The 15,310-nt window shown below is 69.1% G+C and carries 12 protein-coding genes; 3 read left to right on the top strand and 9 right to left on the bottom strand.

Going from position 1 to position 15,310, the window contains the following annotated elements; translation table 11 throughout:
• Positions 1 to 20: 20 nt before the first annotated feature.
• From tilS to rnhB, 4 genes are all read right to left on the bottom strand, one after another.
• Entirely contained in the window at positions 21 to 1,304 is a 1,284-nt protein-coding gene (gene tilS / locus F787_RS0111500) for a tRNA lysidine(34) synthetase TilS (RefSeq protein ID WP_081694127.1), read from the bottom strand.
• A complete protein-coding gene (locus F787_RS0111505) occupies positions 1,279 to 2,244 on the bottom strand; it encodes an acetyl-CoA carboxylase carboxyltransferase subunit alpha (RefSeq protein WP_019022783.1) in 966 nt (321 codons plus the stop codon). Before F787_RS0111505 ends, tilS begins: the two co-directional genes overlap by 26 nt.
• A gap of 90 nt (positions 2,245 to 2,334) precedes the next feature.
• Positions 2,335 to 5,910, bottom strand: coding sequence for a DNA polymerase III subunit alpha (gene dnaE / locus F787_RS0111510; RefSeq protein ID WP_051246130.1), 3,576 nt, complete (start codon positions 5,908 to 5,910; stop codon positions 2,335 to 2,337).
• Positions 5,907 to 6,530 carry a ribonuclease HII gene (gene rnhB / locus F787_RS0111515; RefSeq protein ID WP_028492271.1) on the bottom strand — a complete coding sequence of 208 codons (624 nt, stop codon included), beginning with the start codon at positions 6,528 to 6,530 and terminating at the stop codon, positions 5,907 to 5,909. Before rnhB ends, dnaE begins: the two co-directional genes overlap by 4 nt.
• Positions 6,531 to 6,651: 121 nt before the next feature.
• Between rnhB and F787_RS0111520 the strand changes: the two genes are divergently transcribed.
• The 3 genes from F787_RS0111520 to lpxB are packed head-to-tail and all read left to right on the top strand — an operon-like array spanning position 6,652 to position 9,934.
• Positions 6,652 to 7,662, top strand: coding sequence for a Gfo/Idh/MocA family protein (locus tag F787_RS0111520; protein WP_028492272.1), 1,011 nt, complete (start codon positions 6,652 to 6,654; stop codon positions 7,660 to 7,662).
• Entirely contained in the window at positions 7,659 to 8,756 is a 1,098-nt protein-coding gene (locus tag F787_RS0111525) for a DegT/DnrJ/EryC1/StrS aminotransferase family protein (protein WP_019591341.1), read from the top strand. The genes F787_RS0111520 and F787_RS0111525 overlap by 4 nt, the downstream gene beginning before the upstream one ends.
• Positions 8,753 to 9,934 (top strand): lipid-A-disaccharide synthase, encoded by a 1,182-nt coding sequence (gene lpxB / locus F787_RS0111530; protein ID WP_028492273.1) that lies wholly within the window; start codon positions 8,753 to 8,755, stop codon positions 9,932 to 9,934. Before F787_RS0111525 ends, lpxB begins: the two co-directional genes overlap by 4 nt.
• 133 nt (positions 9,935 to 10,067) lie before the next feature.
• Here lpxB and lpxA read toward each other — a convergent pair whose 3' ends face one another.
• The 5 genes from lpxA to bamA form a co-directional block, all read right to left on the bottom strand.
• Entirely contained in the window at positions 10,068 to 10,850 is a 783-nt protein-coding gene (gene lpxA / locus F787_RS0111535) for an acyl-ACP--UDP-N-acetylglucosamine O-acyltransferase (protein WP_028492274.1), read from the bottom strand.
• A complete protein-coding gene (gene fabZ, locus F787_RS0111540) occupies positions 10,847 to 11,305 on the bottom strand; it encodes a 3-hydroxyacyl-ACP dehydratase FabZ (protein ID WP_028492275.1) in 459 nt (152 codons plus the stop codon). The genes lpxA and fabZ overlap by 4 nt, the downstream gene beginning before the upstream one ends.
• 74 nt (positions 11,306 to 11,379) lie before the next feature.
• Positions 11,380 to 12,396 (bottom strand): UDP-3-O-(3-hydroxymyristoyl)glucosamine N-acyltransferase, encoded by a 1,017-nt coding sequence (lpxD, locus tag F787_RS0111545; RefSeq protein WP_028492276.1) that lies wholly within the window; start codon positions 12,394 to 12,396, stop codon positions 11,380 to 11,382.
• Positions 12,389 to 12,904, bottom strand: a complete 516-nt coding sequence (locus F787_RS0111550) for an OmpH family outer membrane protein (RefSeq protein ID WP_019022791.1) — start codon at positions 12,902 to 12,904, stop codon at positions 12,389 to 12,391. Before F787_RS0111550 ends, lpxD begins: the two co-directional genes overlap by 8 nt.
• Positions 12,905 to 12,957: 53 nt before the next feature.
• Positions 12,958 to 15,291, bottom strand: a complete 2,334-nt coding sequence (bamA, locus tag F787_RS0111555; RefSeq protein ID WP_028492278.1) for an outer membrane protein assembly factor BamA — start codon at positions 15,289 to 15,291, stop codon at positions 12,958 to 12,960.
• Positions 15,292 to 15,310 lie beyond the last annotated feature (19 nt).

Raw genomic sequence — 15,310 nt, forward strand, 5'->3', positions numbered from 1 at the left:
GCCCGAACCTGCGACGCAGCTCACGGGGGGCCGCCGTCATCCGGTCCGCGCGGCCACAGCACGGCACGCACCTCGCCCCCCGGCGGGCGCAGCAGCGGGATGCGCGCACGCCGCCATGGCGGAATCCCGCGCTCCTGCATCAGCGACTTCAGCCGCCGGTGCCGGCCGCCCGCCGGCACCCGTTCACCACCCTGCCGGAACACCACCTCCACCGCCCCGGCCAGCAGCGGATCGGCGAACGCCGGATGCTCGCGCGTCAGCACCCGACCATCGGGCAGACGCAGCCGCTGCTGGCCGGCCGGCCACGGGATGGGCGACGCGGGCTCCGTCTCCGGCGGATCCAGATACAGCGCATCGCGGTAGCGCCGCAGGCACCCCTCGTTCCAGTCCAGCCGCGGCTGGCGATCTTCGCCAGCCGCCAGCGCCTGACGCAGGAATTCCGCCAGCCGCCGGTGGCCCGGCGGGCGCAGGCCGTGTTCCCGGATCCAGTGCCGCAAAAGGGCGCTCCGGCGCCCCGGTTCCAGCGGCCGCAGGACGGACAGCGGCAGGCACTCACCGGCCCCGGCGCCCGCCAGATGGCGCGCGAGAACGGCGTCCTCCCCGTCGGCCACCCCGGCCTGCCAGCGCGCGGCCCGCGCCAGCCCGGCCGACGCAGCAAACCGTTCATTGAGCCGGGGCAGGATCTCGCGGCGCAGGAAGTTGCGGTCGAACCCCGGATCGGCGTTGGTGGGGTCCTCCATCCAGGTCAGCCCCTCGCGCCGCGCCCGCGTCGCCACGGCTGCATCCGCCACGTCCAGCAGCGGGCGCGCCAGCCAGCCCTCGCCTTCGCGGCGCCACGGGGGCATGCCACGCAGGCCGAGCGGACCGCTGCCGCGCAGGGCCGCGAGCAGGAAGGTCTCGGCCTGGTCCCCGGCATGATGCGCGGTGACCACCACCCCGGTCGGCCCCAGGCCCTCGCGCAGCAGCGCATAGCGGGCGTGCCGGGCCGCGGCCTCCACCCCGTCCGCGCGGGTCTCGAGGGGACCGACCGCGCGGTGCTCGAAATGCAGACCCAGCGAATGCGCCACCGCACGACAGTGTTCCGCCTGGGCCGCGGACTGCGCGTGCAGCCCGTGGTCCACGTGCCAGACTTCGGGATCGGGATGCCCGACAACTCGACAGGTCGCAGTCAGGGCATGCAGCAGGAGGCTGGAATCGCGACCGCCGCTGAAGGCGACGCGCAGCGGGCCGCCCGCGGGACACTCCTCGAGGAACCGCCGCAGCGCGACGTCGACGGGATCAGGCGCCGGCTTCCTGGAAGGCACCGTAGTCCATCAGCCGGCGGTAACGCCGCTCCAGGCGCTTGCCCGGGTCCAGCCGCTCCAGCCCGCCCAGGGTCTCGGCCAGCGCCGTACGCAGATGCTCGGTCATGGTCTCCGGATCGCGGTGGGCGCCGCCCAGCGGTTCGTCAATCACCCGGTCGATCAGCCCCAGGTCCTTCAGCCGCCCGGAGGTGATCCCCAGCGCCTCGGCGGCCTCGGAGGCCTTTTCCGAACTCTTCCACAGGATGGAGGCGCAGCCTTCCGGCGAGATCACCGAATAGGTCGAGTACTGCAGCATGAGCGTCGCGTCGCCCACGCCGATCGCCAGCGCACCGCCGGAGCCGCCCTCGCCGATCACCGTGGCGATGATCGGAGTGTCCAGCCGCGCCATCACCCGCAGGTTGCGCGCGATCGCCTCGCTCTGGCCCCGCTCCTCGGCCCCCACGCCGGGGTAGGCGCCCGGGGTGTCGATGAAGGTGAACACCGGCATGCGGAAGCGCTCGGCCATCTCCATCAGGCGCAGGGCCTTGCGATAGCCCTCCGGACGCGGCATGCCGAAATTGCGCTGCACCTTGTCGCGGGTCTGGCGGCCCTTCTGGTGGCCGATGATCATCACCGGCCGCCCGTCGAAGCGGGCCATGCCGCCGACGATCGCGGGATCATCGGCATAGGCGCGGTCGCCGTGCAGTTCCTCGAATTCCTCGAACAGCGCCGGGATGTAGTCGAGCAGATACGGACGGCGGGGATGACGTGACAGCTGGGCGATCTGCCAGGGCGTGAGCTTGGCGAAGATGCTTTCGGTCAGCGACTGGCACTTGTCCTGCAGCCGCTGGACCTCTTCCTGGATATTGACCTCGGTGTCGTCGCTCACGTACTGCAGGTCGCGGATGCGGGCCTCCAGTTCGGCGATCGGCTGTTCGAAGTCGAGAAATTCCGGGTTCATGCAAGGATTCCAGTCAGTCACGTTCGGGGTGGCGAGTGTAACGAATCGGCGCGATCTACGCTGGCCGGCAGCGGGCCCCGCCGGCCGGGCCTAGCCCCGCTGGTAGAGCAGCCGCGCCTCGCAGGACGGACCCAGGGTCTGCTGGATGCCGCGCAGCAGGGCCTCGTTCGGCAGGATGCGCCAGTCCTGCGGCACCTTCAGTTCCGCCTCCATGCCGTCGCGGCGATAGCGCAGGCGCAGCGGGCAGCCGGGCGGGGCACCCTCTTCGTCCGCCTCCGGAGTCCCGCCATTGCCGTTGCCGCGCCCGGCCGGCCGGTGCTCCTGCAGCAGGCCGTGCAGCCCGGCGATCTGCTCCGGCCGGACCTCGCGCAGGTCCAGACACAGCGCCTGGGCCCATTGCACGCGCGCCTCGTCCAGGGTCAGGACCCGGCGCGCGCGCATGCGCACCCCGCCGGCGTAGTCGTCCAGGGTCACCGTACCCTCGGCCACCAGCAGGGTGTCCGGCTCGAGCCGGTCGCGGTACTGGTTGAAATCGTCGTTGAACAGCACCAGCTCGGCGCGCCCGCTGCGGTCGTCCAGGGTCGCCACGCCCATGCGCCCGCTGTTGGTGTTGCGCACCCTCACGCCCACCACCAGCCCGGCGATGCGCACGGTCTCCTGGCGCCCGCGCCCGCGGTTCTCGCCCTCGTCGGGGCGCTGTTCCAGCTTCGCCTCCAGTTCAGCCAGACTGGTCCGGGTCAGTTCGCGCAGCTCCTCGCGATAACGCTCCACCGGATGCCCGGTGAGATACAACCCGAGGGTCTCCTTCTCCCCCCGCAGCCGGTCATCGTCCTCCATCTCCGGCTGCGTCTCGCTCTCCGGCACCACCGCGGCCGCCGGATCGCCGAACAGATCCACCACGCCCAGGCTGGCGTTGCGTTCGGTCTGTTCCGCCGCGGCCACCGCGGTGGGGATATCGGCCAGCAGGGTCGCGCGGTTGGCGCCGAGGGAATCCAGCGCACCGGCCCGCACCAGGGTCTCCAGCACCCGCTTGTTGAGCTTGCCCAGATCCACCCGCTGGCACAGGTCCACCAGCCCGTGGAACGGCCCGCCCTCGTTGCGGGCCTTCAGCAGGGTCTCGATCGCCGACTCGCCGACCCCCTTGATCGCCCCCAGCCCGTACACCACCGTGCGCGCGTCCTGCACGGTAAAGCGGTAGTCCGACTGGTTCACGTCCGGCGGCAGCACCGCCAGCTCCATGCTGCGGCATTCCTCGATCAGGCCGACCACCTTGTCGGTGTTGTCCATGTCCGCGGACAGCACCGCCGCCATGAACGGCGCCGGATAATGCGCCTTGAGCCAGGCGGTCTGATAGGCCACCAGGGCATAGGCCGCGGAGTGCGACTTGTTGAAGCCGTAGCCGGCGAACTTCTCCACCAGGTCGAAGATATAGGTCGCGGTGTGCTCCTCCACCCCGCGTTCCACCGCGCCATTGACGAAGATCTCGCGCTGCTTGGCCATCTCCTCGGGCTTCTTCTTGCCCATCGCGCGGCGCAGCAGGTCCGCACCGCCCAGGGTGTAGCCGGCCAGCACCTGGGCGATCTGCATCACCTGCTCCTGGTACAGGATCACGCCATAGGTCGGCTTGAGCACCGGCTCCAGATCCGGGTGCGGGTATTCCACCTCGGAGCGTCCGTGCTTGCGGTCGATGAAGTCGTCCACCATCCCCGACTGCAGCGGCCCCGGGCGGTACAGCGCCACCAGCGCGATGATGTCCTCGAAGCTGTCCGGCTGCAGACGCCGGATCAGGTCCTTCATGCCACCGGATTCCAGCTGGAACACCGCGGTGGTCTGATAGCCTTTCAGAAGACGGAAGGTCTCCGGGTCGTCCAGCGGCACGCCCTCCAGATCGATCTCGATCTCCGGATCCATGCGCTTCAGGTTCTGCACCGCCCAGTCGATGATGGTCAGCGTGCGCAGCCCGAGAAAGTCGAACTTGACCAGGCCCACCGCCTCGACATCGTCCTTGTCGAAATGGGTCACCAGCGAGCCGCCGTCATCTTCGCAGTACAGCGGAGAGAAGTCGGTCAGCGCCGACGGCGCGATCACCACCCCGCCGGCGTGCTTGCCGGCGTTGCGGGTCAGTCCTTCCAGTTTCATCGCCAGATCGATGATCGCGCGGACCTCCTCGTCCTCGTCGTACTGCGCCTTGAGGTCCTCGCTCTCGGTCAGGGCCTTCTCCAGGGTCATGCCCAGCTCGAACGGGATCAGCTTGGCGATGCGGTCGACGAAGCCGTAGCCGTGCCCCAGCACGCGCCCGACGTCGCGTACCACCGCCTTGGCCGCCATGGTGCCGTGGGTGATGATCTGCGAGACCTTGTCACGGCCGTAGCGCTCGGCGACGTATTCGATCACGTCGTCGCGCTTCTCCATGCAGAAGTCGACGTCGAAGTCGGGCATGGAGACCCGTTCGGGATTGAGAAACCGCTCGAACAGGAGCTCGTAACGCAATGGATCCAGGTCGGTAATTCCCAGCACGTAGGCCACCAGCGAGCCGGCACCGGAACCGCGCCCCGGCCCCACCGGGATCCCGTTGTCCTTCGCCCACTGGATGAAGTCGGCCACGATCAGGAAGTAGCCGGGGAAGCCCATCTGGCAGATCACGTCCAGCTCGCGCGTCAGCCGCGCCTCGTAGTCCGCGGTGTCGGCGAACTGGAAGCGCTCCAGGCGTGCGCGCAGCCCCTGATCGGAGATCTCGCGCAGATGCTGCTCCACCGTGCGCCCTTCCGGCACCGGGAAATCCGGCAGCACCGATTCCCCGAGCGTCAGGCGCACGCTGCAGCGCCGGGCGATGGCCACGCTGTTGGCCAGGGCCTCGGGGATGTCCTCGAACAGCGCGGCCATCTCCTCCGGCGTGCGCAGGTACTGCTGCTCGGAGTAGCGCCGCGGCCGGCGCGCGTCGTCCAGGGTGTGGCCGTCGTGGATGCACACCCGCGCCTCGTGGGCCTCGAAGTCCTCGCCGCTGAGAAAACGCACGTCGTTGGTGGCGACCACCGGCAGTCCGTGGCTCTCGGCCGCGCCGATCGCGGCCTCGATCCAGGCCTCCTCGCCCGGCCGCCCGGTGCGCGTGAGCTCCAGATAGAAGCGCCCGGGGAAACGCTCCAGCCACGGCTGCAGCACGGGCTCGGCAAGGGCCTGCGCGACCCCGCTGCCACTGACGAACAGCCCGTCGATGGTCCCGGACAGGGCGATCAGCCCCTCCGCCGCGCCGCCGTCGAGCCAGGCGCAGTCGATCCGCGGCACGCCCTTCTCCTGACCCTCCTGCCAGGCGCGCGAGATCAGCCGGGTCAGGTTGCGATAGCCGGCATCGTTCTGCGCCAGCAGGGTCATGCGCGCCGGAGTGCCGTCGGCACGCGCGTCGCGCACCAGTACGTCCGCGCCCACGATCGGCTGCACGCCGGCGCCGATCGCCGCCTTGTAGAACTTCACCAGCCCGAACAGGTTGCAGTGATCGGTGACCGCCACCGCCGGCATCCCGGCCGCGGCCACGGTCTGTACCAGCGGCTTCAGGCGCACCAGCCCATCGATCAGGGAATATTCCGAGTGCACCCGCAGGTGCACGAACCCCGGATCCTGCAGCGGATCCTGCAGCCCGGCGTCGGCGATCGTGGCGGGGGAGTCGGTCACGCGTGCCCCCGTTCTTCCGCAGCCGGTTGCGCGGCAGCCGCCAGCGCGCGCGCCACCGGGCCGAAGCTGCGCCGATGCGCGGGACACGGCCCGTGGCGTTCCAGGGCCGCGCGGTGCGCGGCGGTCGGGTAGCCGGCATGGCGGTCGAAGCCGTATTCCGGCCATTGCTCGTGCAGCGCGCGCAACTCGCGATCGCGCGCCACCTTGGCGATCACCGAAGCGGCGCTGATCGCGGCCACGCTGCCATCACCGCCCACCCGGGCCTCGGCGGTCCACGGGCCCTCCGGTGTAAAGCGCCCGTCCACCAGCAGGTGCGTCGGGGCCGGATCCAGGGCCTGCACCGCCCGTTGCATCGCCAGCAGGGTCGCGCGATGGATGTTCAGACGATCAATCTCGGCCGCCTCGGCGCGCCCCAGGGCCCACGCCAGGGCACCGTCGCGGATCTGCTCGTCCAGGGCCTCGCGGCGGCGCGCCGTCAGTTTCTTGGAATCGGTCAGACCGGGGGCATCGAAGCCTTCCGGCAGGATCACCGCCGCGGCCACCACCGGCCCGGCCAGCGGCCCGCGACCCACCTCGTCGACGCCCGCGACCCCGTCTGCCCCGCCTGTCTTACCGCTCATGAAGCCGCTCCCGATGTCCGCACGCAGTGTTCCCGGACGATGCCCCGCACGCCATCCGGGGGATCCGTTACAATGGCGCCGAAATCCTAGCACAGCCCCCTCCGGACCGAGCATCCCGACCATGTCCCAGAATCCCCTGCGCTGCGCCGCCGTCGGTGTTGGCCATCTCGGCCGCTGGCATGCGGCCAAATACGCGGCACTGCCCGACACCGAACTGGTGGCGGTGGCCGATGCCGACCCCGAAACCGCCCGCCGTGTCGCCGCCGAGCACGGCTGTGCGGCCGAGACCGACCACCGCGCCCTGATCGGCCGGGTGGACGCGGTCTCCATCGCCGCGCCCACCACCCTGCACTACGCGATCGCCCGCGACTTCATCGAGGCCGGCTGCCACGTGCTGGTGGAGAAGCCCGTGACCGCGACACTGGACGAGGCCGAGGCCCTCAACCAGCTGGCCGAAGAACGCGGCGTGGTACTGCAGGTCGGGCATCTGGAACGCTTCAACGCGGCCCTGCGCCAGCTGACCGAGAATCCGCTGCACCCGCGCTTCATCGAGTCGCACCGACTGGCGCCGTACAAGCCGCGCGCCACCGACGTCTCGGTGGTGCTGGACCTGATGATCCACGACATCGACATCATCCTGGCCCTGGTCGACTCGCCGCTGGCCGAGATCCGCGCTTCCGGCGCCCGGGTCCTGACCGGCGACATCGACATCGCCAATGCGCGCCTGGAGTTCGAGGACGGCTGCGTGGCCAACGTCACCTCCAGCCGTATCAGCACCAAATCCGAACGGCGCATGCGCATCTTCCAGTCGCATGCCTACGCCTCGGTGGACTTCCAGAACCGCATCCTGTCGTTCAACCACCTGGGTGACGTCGATCCCGAGACCGGGGCGCCCGAGATCCACCGCGACGAGCGCGTGTTCGATGAGGCCGATGCCCTGCTCGCCGAGATCCGCGCGTTCGTGGCCGCCGCGCGCGGCGACGCCCCGGTCCTGGTCAGCGGCCGCGACGGACAGCGCGCGCTGGAGACCGCCAGCCGCATCACCGAACTGGTGCAGGCCAATCTCAACGTGATGGGCCGCGCCGACGGCCCGCACTCCGCAATCGAATCCGCAACAGGAGCCCGCCCGTGATTCCCATGGTCGACCTGCAGCGTCAGTACCAGACGCTGCGCACCGAGATCGATGCCGCCCTGCAGGAAGTCCTCACCGGCGCCCGTTTCATCCTCGGGCCCAACGTCCAGGCACTGGAAGAGGAGCTGGCCGACTACCTCGGCGTGGAACACGCCATCACCTGCGCCTCCGGCACCGACGCCCTGCAACTGGCGCTGCATGCCGCGGGCGTCGGGCCCGGTGACGAGATCATCACCACGCCGTTCACCTTCATCGCGACCGCCGAGGCCATCCGCTACCTGGGCGCCGAGCCGGTGTTCATCGACATCGACCCGCGGACCTTCAATCTGGACCCGGAGCAGATCGAGGCGGCGATCAGCCCGCGGACCCGGGCCGTGCTGCCGGTGCATCTGTTCGGCCAGCCGGCCGACCTGCCGCGCATCCGCGAGATCGCCGAGCGCCACCAGCTGCTGGTCATCGAGGACTGCGCGCAGTCCTTCGGCGCCAGCATCGACGGCGCGCAGACCGGCTCCACCACCGCGTTCGGGGCGTTCAGCTTCTTCCCCAGCAAGAACCTCGGCGCCTTCGGCGACGGCGGGCTGGTGACCACCTCCTGTCCGTCCTCGGCCGAGGCCCTGCGCCGCCTGCGCAACCACGGCTCCAGCGTCCGCTATTACCACGACGAGATCGGCTACAACTCGCGCCTGGACGAGATGCAGGCGGCGATCCTGCGCTGCAAGCTGCCGCACATCGACCACTACAACGCCGAGCGCCGGCGCGTGGCTGCGCGCTACAGCGAGGGGCTGAAGGACCTGCCGCTGGAGACCCCGCACGAGGACGGGATCGGCGTCCACGTATACCACCAGTACACCCTGCTGACCGATCACCGCGAGGCGCTGATGAGCGCACTCACCGAGGACGGCATCGCCAACGCGATCTACTACCCGGTGCCGCTGCACCAGCAGAAGGCGTTCGCAGAACCCGACGGCGAGCCTGAATCCCTGCCGGTAACCGAATCGGTGGCCGCGCGCTGCCTGTCCCTGCCGATCTTCCCCGAGCTGGAAGACGCCCAGGTCGATCGCATCGTCGAGCGGATCCGCCGCACACTGGCATGACCCGCGAGGTCGTCGTCTGCGCCGGGGAGACCTCCGGCGACGCCCTGGGGGCGGGACTGGTGCGGGAACTTGCCGGCCACGCCGACGACCTGCGTTTCTCCGGGATGGGCGGTGAACGCATGCGCGCCGCCGGCGTCGATACCCGCATCGACGTGGAAGAACTGGCGGTGGTCGGGCTGGTCGACGTGCTGGTCAACTACCCCCGCCTGCGACGGCTGTTCCGCCGCATGTGCGACCACCTCGAGACCACCCGCCCCGCGCTGCTGGTGCTGGTCGACTACGTCGAATTCAACCTGCGTCTGGCCGCGCATGCCAAACGCCTGGGCATCCCGGTACTGTTCTACGTGAGTCCGCAGCTGTGGGCATGGCGCAGTGGCCGTATCCGGCGCATCCGCCGGTACGTGGATGCCATGGCCGTGCTGTTCCCGTTCGAGACCGCCATCTACGAACGCGCCGGCGTGCCGGTACGCTACGTCGGCAACCCGCTCGTTGACCACGTGCAGGCGCCGGAACCACCCCTGCGCGAACGCCTGGGCGTCGCGCCGGATACCCGGATCATCGGCCTGCTGCCGGGCAGTCGCGGCGGCGAGCTCAAGCGCCACTGGCCCCTGCTGCTGGAAACCGCCCGCCGCCTGCACCACCGGCACCCGGATCTGCGCTTCGCGGTGGGTCTCGCCCCCGGGGTCACCGCCGAGCGCCTGGCCGAGCTGGCCCCGCCGCCCGCCGGGCACGACGCGAGCGCCGGCGAGCCGCCACTGGACTACGTCGAGGGCGAGGACGGGACCCACGCGGTGATGGCCGGCGCCGATCTGCTGCTGACCGCCTCCGGCACCGCCACCCTGGAGGCCGGCCTGCTGCGCGCCCCGATGCTGGTGTTCTACCGCATGGGCGCGCTGTCGCATTTCGTGTTCCGCCGCCTGGTGCACCTGGAGCACATCGCGCTGGTCAACATCGTCGCCGAGGAAGGGGTCGTCCCCGAATACCTGCAGCACGACGCGAACCCGCAACGTCTCACCGACGACGCCGACGCCCTGCTGCGGGAACCGCAACGCCTGGAGGCGATGCGCGAGCGCCTGTCACGGGTACGGGAAAGACTGGGCGACGGCGGCGCCGATCGCCGCGTGGCCGCGGCGGCCGCCGAGATGCTGGAGCACGGACACCTGCTGCCCGCCGACTGACGCCCCGTGCGGGCTCGGCGCGTTTGCCCCTGGTTCGCGACCAGGGCCGCCCCTGCATGCCGGAACCCGACAAATGCCCCGTGCGCCCCATGCGGTACCCCCGCAGGAGCGCGCTTACGCGCGAAAACCGCGATCAGTGCTGGCGGCCACCCCGCAGGATGCCGCGCCGCGATCCCTGGACGAAGTGGATCAGGTCGCGCACCTCGGGGATATCGGTCTCCGCCAGCATCGCGTCGAGATGGGATTCGCGCCCGGCGCGTCCGCGCATGCCGCGGATGAACACCCGATGCAGCCCCTGGATCGCCACGTCGCTGAAACCATTGCGGCGCAGCCCCACCTTGTTGATGCCGATCAGCCGCGCGTAGTTGCCGCTGGCCAGGCAGTACGGCGGCAGGTCACGGTTGAGCGCCGAGCCCATGCTGGTGAACGCGAAGGTCCCGACGCGGCAGAACTGGTGCACCAGGGTAAAGCCGCCCAGAGTGGCCTTGTCGTGGATCTCCACGTGGCCGGCCAGCGAGGTGGCATTGGAGAAGATGATCTCGCTGCCGATGGTGCAGTCATGGGCGATGTGCACGTAGGCCATGATCAGGTTGTCATGGCCGATCACCGTCTCGCCCAGTCCCTTGGCGGTTCCGCGGCTGAGGGTCACCGACTCACGGATCACGTTGCGGTCGCCGATCACCAGACGGGTCGGCTCGCCACGATAGCTGGTGTCCTGCGGCTCCTCGCCGATCGACGAGAACTGGAAGATGCGGTTGTCGCGGCCGATCTCGGTCGGCCCGTTGATCACCACGTGCGGCCCCACGCGGGTCCCCGCGCCGATGCGCACGTTCGGGCCGATCACCGAGAACGGCCCCACTTCCACCGAACTGTCCAGCTCGGCACTCGGATGGATGTCCGCCCGCGAGTCGATCACGCCTCGATTTCCTTGCCCGCACACATCAGTTCGGCGGTGGCGCAGATCTCGTCTTCCACCTTCGCCTCGGCGTCAAAGCGCCAGATCCCGCGCACCGTTCGGGTCAGCTCCACCCGCAGATCCAGCTGGTCACCGGGCACCACCTGGCGGCGGAAGCGCGCCTGATCGATGCCGACGAACAGATACAGCTGCTGCTTGTCCTGATTCTCGCCGCGCGCCTCCTCGGTCTTGAACGCCAGCAGCCCGGTCGCCTGCGCCAGGGCCTCGAGGATCAGCACCCCCGGCATCACCGGCTTGACCGGGAAATGCCCCTGAAAGAACGGCTCGTTGATGCTGACGTTCTTCAGCCCTACCAGATGCTCGCCGGGTTCGCACTCCACCACCCGATCCACCATGAGGAACGGGTATCGATGGGGGAGGTACTGCATGATCTGCTGAACGTCGAGGGCATCCACGGGGCGTATCCTGTGTTCTTGTTAGGGTATTGTCGTGCCGGGCCGCCGGATGCCCTGCTTTTGTATGTGTCGCGTTATGTGTCGCGCGCGCGCCGACCCATGCGCCGCAGACGGGCCAGGGTCCGGTTCCACAGGCGGGCCTCCTGGTGCGGAACACCCGAGGCGTAGTGCCCGGCATGATCGATGCTGCGCGTAACCAGTGTCATCGCGTGGATCGTCACGTTATCGGCAATGCTCAGATGGCCGAGGATCCCCGCCCCTCCACCAATGGCGCAGTGACGACCGATACGGGCGCTGCCGGCGATTCCGACACAGCCGGCGATGGCCGTATGGTCTCCAATCTCGACGTTATGGGCAACATGAACAAGGTTGTCGATCTTCACGCCTTCGCCAATCCGGGTGTCTTCCACGGCCCCGCGGTCGATGGTGCAGTTGGCCCCGATCTCCACATCATCACCCACGCGGACCCCGCCCAGCTGCTCGATCTTGAGCCAGGTACCGTCTTCCGGCGCGAAGCCGAAACCGTCGGCCCCGATAACCGTGCCGGCGTGCACCAGACAGCGCTCGCCCAGCACCACGCCGTCGAGTACGCGCACGCCGGGATGCAGGAAGCTGCACGCGCCGATCACCGCGTCGCGGCCGACATGCGCCTGCGCCTCGACCACGGCGCCGGATTCCAGGCGGGCACCCGCGCCAATCACCGCGCCGGCAGCGACCGTCGCGGCGGGATCGACCCGTGCCGACGGATCGACAACCGCCGAAGGCGCAATGCCCGGCTCACGCGCGCGGCGCGATGCGGCCAGCATCTGGCTCACACGCGCATAGGCCGGATAAACCGCCGCTACGCGGATGCGCGCCGCCCCCGCCGGCAGAACCGCGGCAGGCAGATCGGCGGGAATCAGCAGGGCCCCGGCGCGCGAGTCCGCCAGCCCGTCCGGCAATGCATCGGCGCGCACCACGAATGCCAGCTGATCCGGTGCCGCACGCGCCGGGGAGGCCAGTCCGCGGATACGCCGCGCACCGTCGCCCTCCAGCTCGCCCCCGACCCGACGCGCCAGGGCCGCGGTCTCGATGCCGTCCGGATCACTCACGCTGCATCGCGGCCAGCACGTCGTCGGTGATGTCCACGCGATCCGAGGCGTAGAGCACGTTGCGCTCGGTCAGGATCACGTCGATGTCGCGCTCGCGCGCCAGCTCGGCGATCGCGTCATTGATGCGCCGCTGCAGGCGCGACAGTTCCTCGTTGCGGCGCACGTTGAGGTCTTCGGAAAAGCTCTCCTGGGCGCGCCGGAACTCGCGCGAACGCGCCGAAAACTCGCGCTCCAGCGCGGCCCGTTCGGACGGATCCATCATGTCGCCCTCGCGCTCCAGGCGATCGCGCAGCCGCTGCAGTTCCTCGCGTTCGGCCACCAGTTCGGAATCGCGCGGGGAAAACTCCTCCTCCAGCTCGCGCATCGCCTGTTCGGCCTGCGGTGAATCCTCCAGGATCCGGTTCATGGTCACGTAACCCACGGTCTGCGCGCCGGCCATCGCGGGCACTGCCGTCCAGCCCGCCACCACCAGTGCGAAACCGATCCCGGCCGTTATCCAGGCCTTCATGCCGCCTCCCGGGGCATTGCCGCCCCCGTGCTTGTCACTGCGGTTGTGCTCGTTCAGAAGCCCGCGCCCAGCTGGAACTGGAAGCTCTGGGTATCGTCACCCGGCTCGTCGTTCAGCGGCTCGGCCACGCTGAAGCTCAGCGGCCCCACCGGCGAGAACCAGGTCAGCGCCAGTCCCGCCGCCGCGCGCAGCTCTCCCACGTCGAAATCGCCCGGCTCGTTGAACACGTTGCCGGCGTCCACGAAGGTACTCATGCGGATCGCATCATTATCCGCGGCGAACGGGGCCGGGAAGAACAGCTCGCCGGACACCGTGGTGCGCAGGCGCCCGCCATAGGGATCATCGTTGCTGTCGCGCGTGGCCGGCTGTCCGTTGCGCAGCGGACGCAGGTCGCCCAGCCGGTTGTCCTCGTAACCGCGCACCGACTGGATGCCGCCGGCGAAGAACCGCTCGAAGAACGGCAGTTCGTCGTCGCCAAAGCCGTCACCATAGCCAACGCCGCCAGAGAACGAAAAGGTGAAGCGCTCGCTCAGCCGGAACAGTTCCTCGCCCGAGTAGGTCAGCTTGTAGAATTCGCGGTCACTGCCCGGGATCGCCAGTTCCGCGCTCACGCGGTGCCGCCGACCCTGGGTGGCGAAGGTGGTGGAGTCGCGGGTGTCGTGAGTGTAGCTGGTCTCCAGCTTGAACAGATTGGCGCTGTCACCGAACTCGTCCAGCTCGTCGCGGATCTCCACCGGGGTCCCGGTCTGCCCGTCGGTGTGATCCACGGTATTGACCGCAATATGCTCGAACCCCGGCCGGATCCGCAGCCGGTCGACCTCCGACAGCGGGATGCCGTAGGTCACGTTGAAACCGTAGCGGTCGGTGGAATAACGCGAGATGTTGGCCGCCTCGGCGTCCACCTCACGGTAGAACACCGAGAAACCGCGGCTGGCCCCGGCCGGCGTGTAATGCGGGTTCGTCAGGTTCATGCGGAAAACCCGGTTCACGTCGGAGGTGCTGATCTCCGTGGAAAACCGGTTGCCGGTGCCGAGGAAGTTGTCCTGCGAGATCGAGCCGGACAGCAGCAACCCCTGGTTCTGCGAATACCCGGCGCCGATGGACAGCGCGCCGGACTGGCGTTCGGTCACGCTGATGTCGAGATCGACCTCGTCGTCCGAGCCCGGCACCCGCCGCGTTTCCACGTTCGCGCTGGCAACGAACGGCAGCCGCTGCAGGCGGATCCGCGAGCGCTCGATCAGCGCCCCGTTGTACCAGGACGACTCCATCTGCCGCAGCTCGCGGCGGTAGACGCTCTCCTGGGTGTTCTCGTTGCCGGAGATGTTGATCCGCCGCACGTACACCCGGGGACCGGGGTCCACGAAGAACGTCACCGTGACTTCACGGCTGTCCTCGTCGACATCCGGCACCGGATTGACGTTGGCAAAGGCATAACCCTCGCGCTCCAGGCGTTCCGCCATGCGCTCCGCCGACTCGGTGACCTGGCTGCGCGAGAACGGCGCGCCCAGATCCACCTCGATCAGACCCTCGAGTTCCTCCTCCGGGATGACGAAATCACCGGCCAGCGAAGTGCCGGTCAGGGTATAGGGTTCGCCCTCGTCGACATTGATGGTGATGTACAGGTCTTCGCGATTGGGCGACAGCGTGACCTGGGTGGAATCCACGTCGAACTCGAGAAAGCCGGAATCCAGGTAGCGCGAGCGCAGGGTCTCCAGGTCGCCGGAGAGCTTCTCGCGGGAATAGTCGTCGCGGCTGGAGAAAAACTGCCACCAGCGCGGGATCCCCGATTCGAAATCACCCTTGAGATCGCCGTCGTCGAACGCCTGGTTGCCGACCAGGTTCACGCCCCGGATCTTCGCCTGCGGCCCTTCGGTGATGTCGATGTCGACATCCACCCGGTTGCGCGCGAGGTCGACGATGTCGACGTCGATGCGCACGTTGTAGCGTCCGCGGGCGAAATGCTGTTCGCGGATCTCGTTCTCGATGCGCTCCAGCAGCGTCCGGTTGAACACCCGCCCGCTGCGCAGGCCCACCGATTCCAGTGCCTCCTCCAGCGCCTCGTCGGGGATGTCGTTGTTCCCGGAGAAGCGGATCTCGTTGATCGCCGGCCGTTCGGAAACGATCACCACCAGGACGTCACCGCGCCGCGCCAGCTCCACGTCGTCGAAAAAGCCGGTGCGGAAGAGCTCGCGGATCACCTCCGGCGTCTGGCTGTCATCGAAGGTGTCACCCACCTCCACCGGGAGATAGCTCAGAGCCGTCCCCGCGGTAATGCGTTCCAGCCCTTCAATCTCGATGTCCTCGATCTGATAGGCCTGCCCCCAGGCCGGCCCCGCGAGGGTCACCAGGCCGAGCAGGGCCCATCCTTTCAAGCTTTGTCGCGCCATGCTGTCCGCCAAGTGGAGG

The organism is Thioalkalivibrio sp. ALE19, from assembly GCF_000428605.1.
Lineage (GTDB): Bacteria > Pseudomonadota > Gammaproteobacteria > Ectothiorhodospirales > Ectothiorhodospiraceae > Thioalkalivibrio.

Bases quoted from the DNA above. Each gene is read 5' to 3' on its own strand.
- rnhB (WP_028492271.1), bottom strand. From the start codon at position 6,530: ATGAGCGGTAAGACAGGCGGGGCAGACGGGGTCGCGGGCGTCGACGAG.
- F787_RS0111520 (WP_028492272.1), top strand. From the start codon at position 6,652: ATGTCCCAGAATCCCCTGCGCTGCGCCGCCGTCGGTGTTGGCCATCTC.
- lpxB (WP_028492273.1), top strand. From the start codon at position 8,753: ATGACCCGCGAGGTCGTCGTCTGCGCCGGGGAGACCTCCGGCGACGCC.
- F787_RS0111505 (WP_019022783.1), bottom strand. From the start codon at position 2,244: ATGAACCCGGAATTTCTCGACTTCGAACAGCCGATCGCCGAACTGGAG.
- bamA (WP_028492278.1), bottom strand. From the start codon at position 15,291: ATGGCGCGACAAAGCTTGAAAGGATGGGCCCTGCTCGGCCTGGTGACC.
- F787_RS0111550 (WP_019022791.1), bottom strand. From the start codon at position 12,904: ATGAAGGCCTGGATAACGGCCGGGATCGGTTTCGCACTGGTGGTGGCG.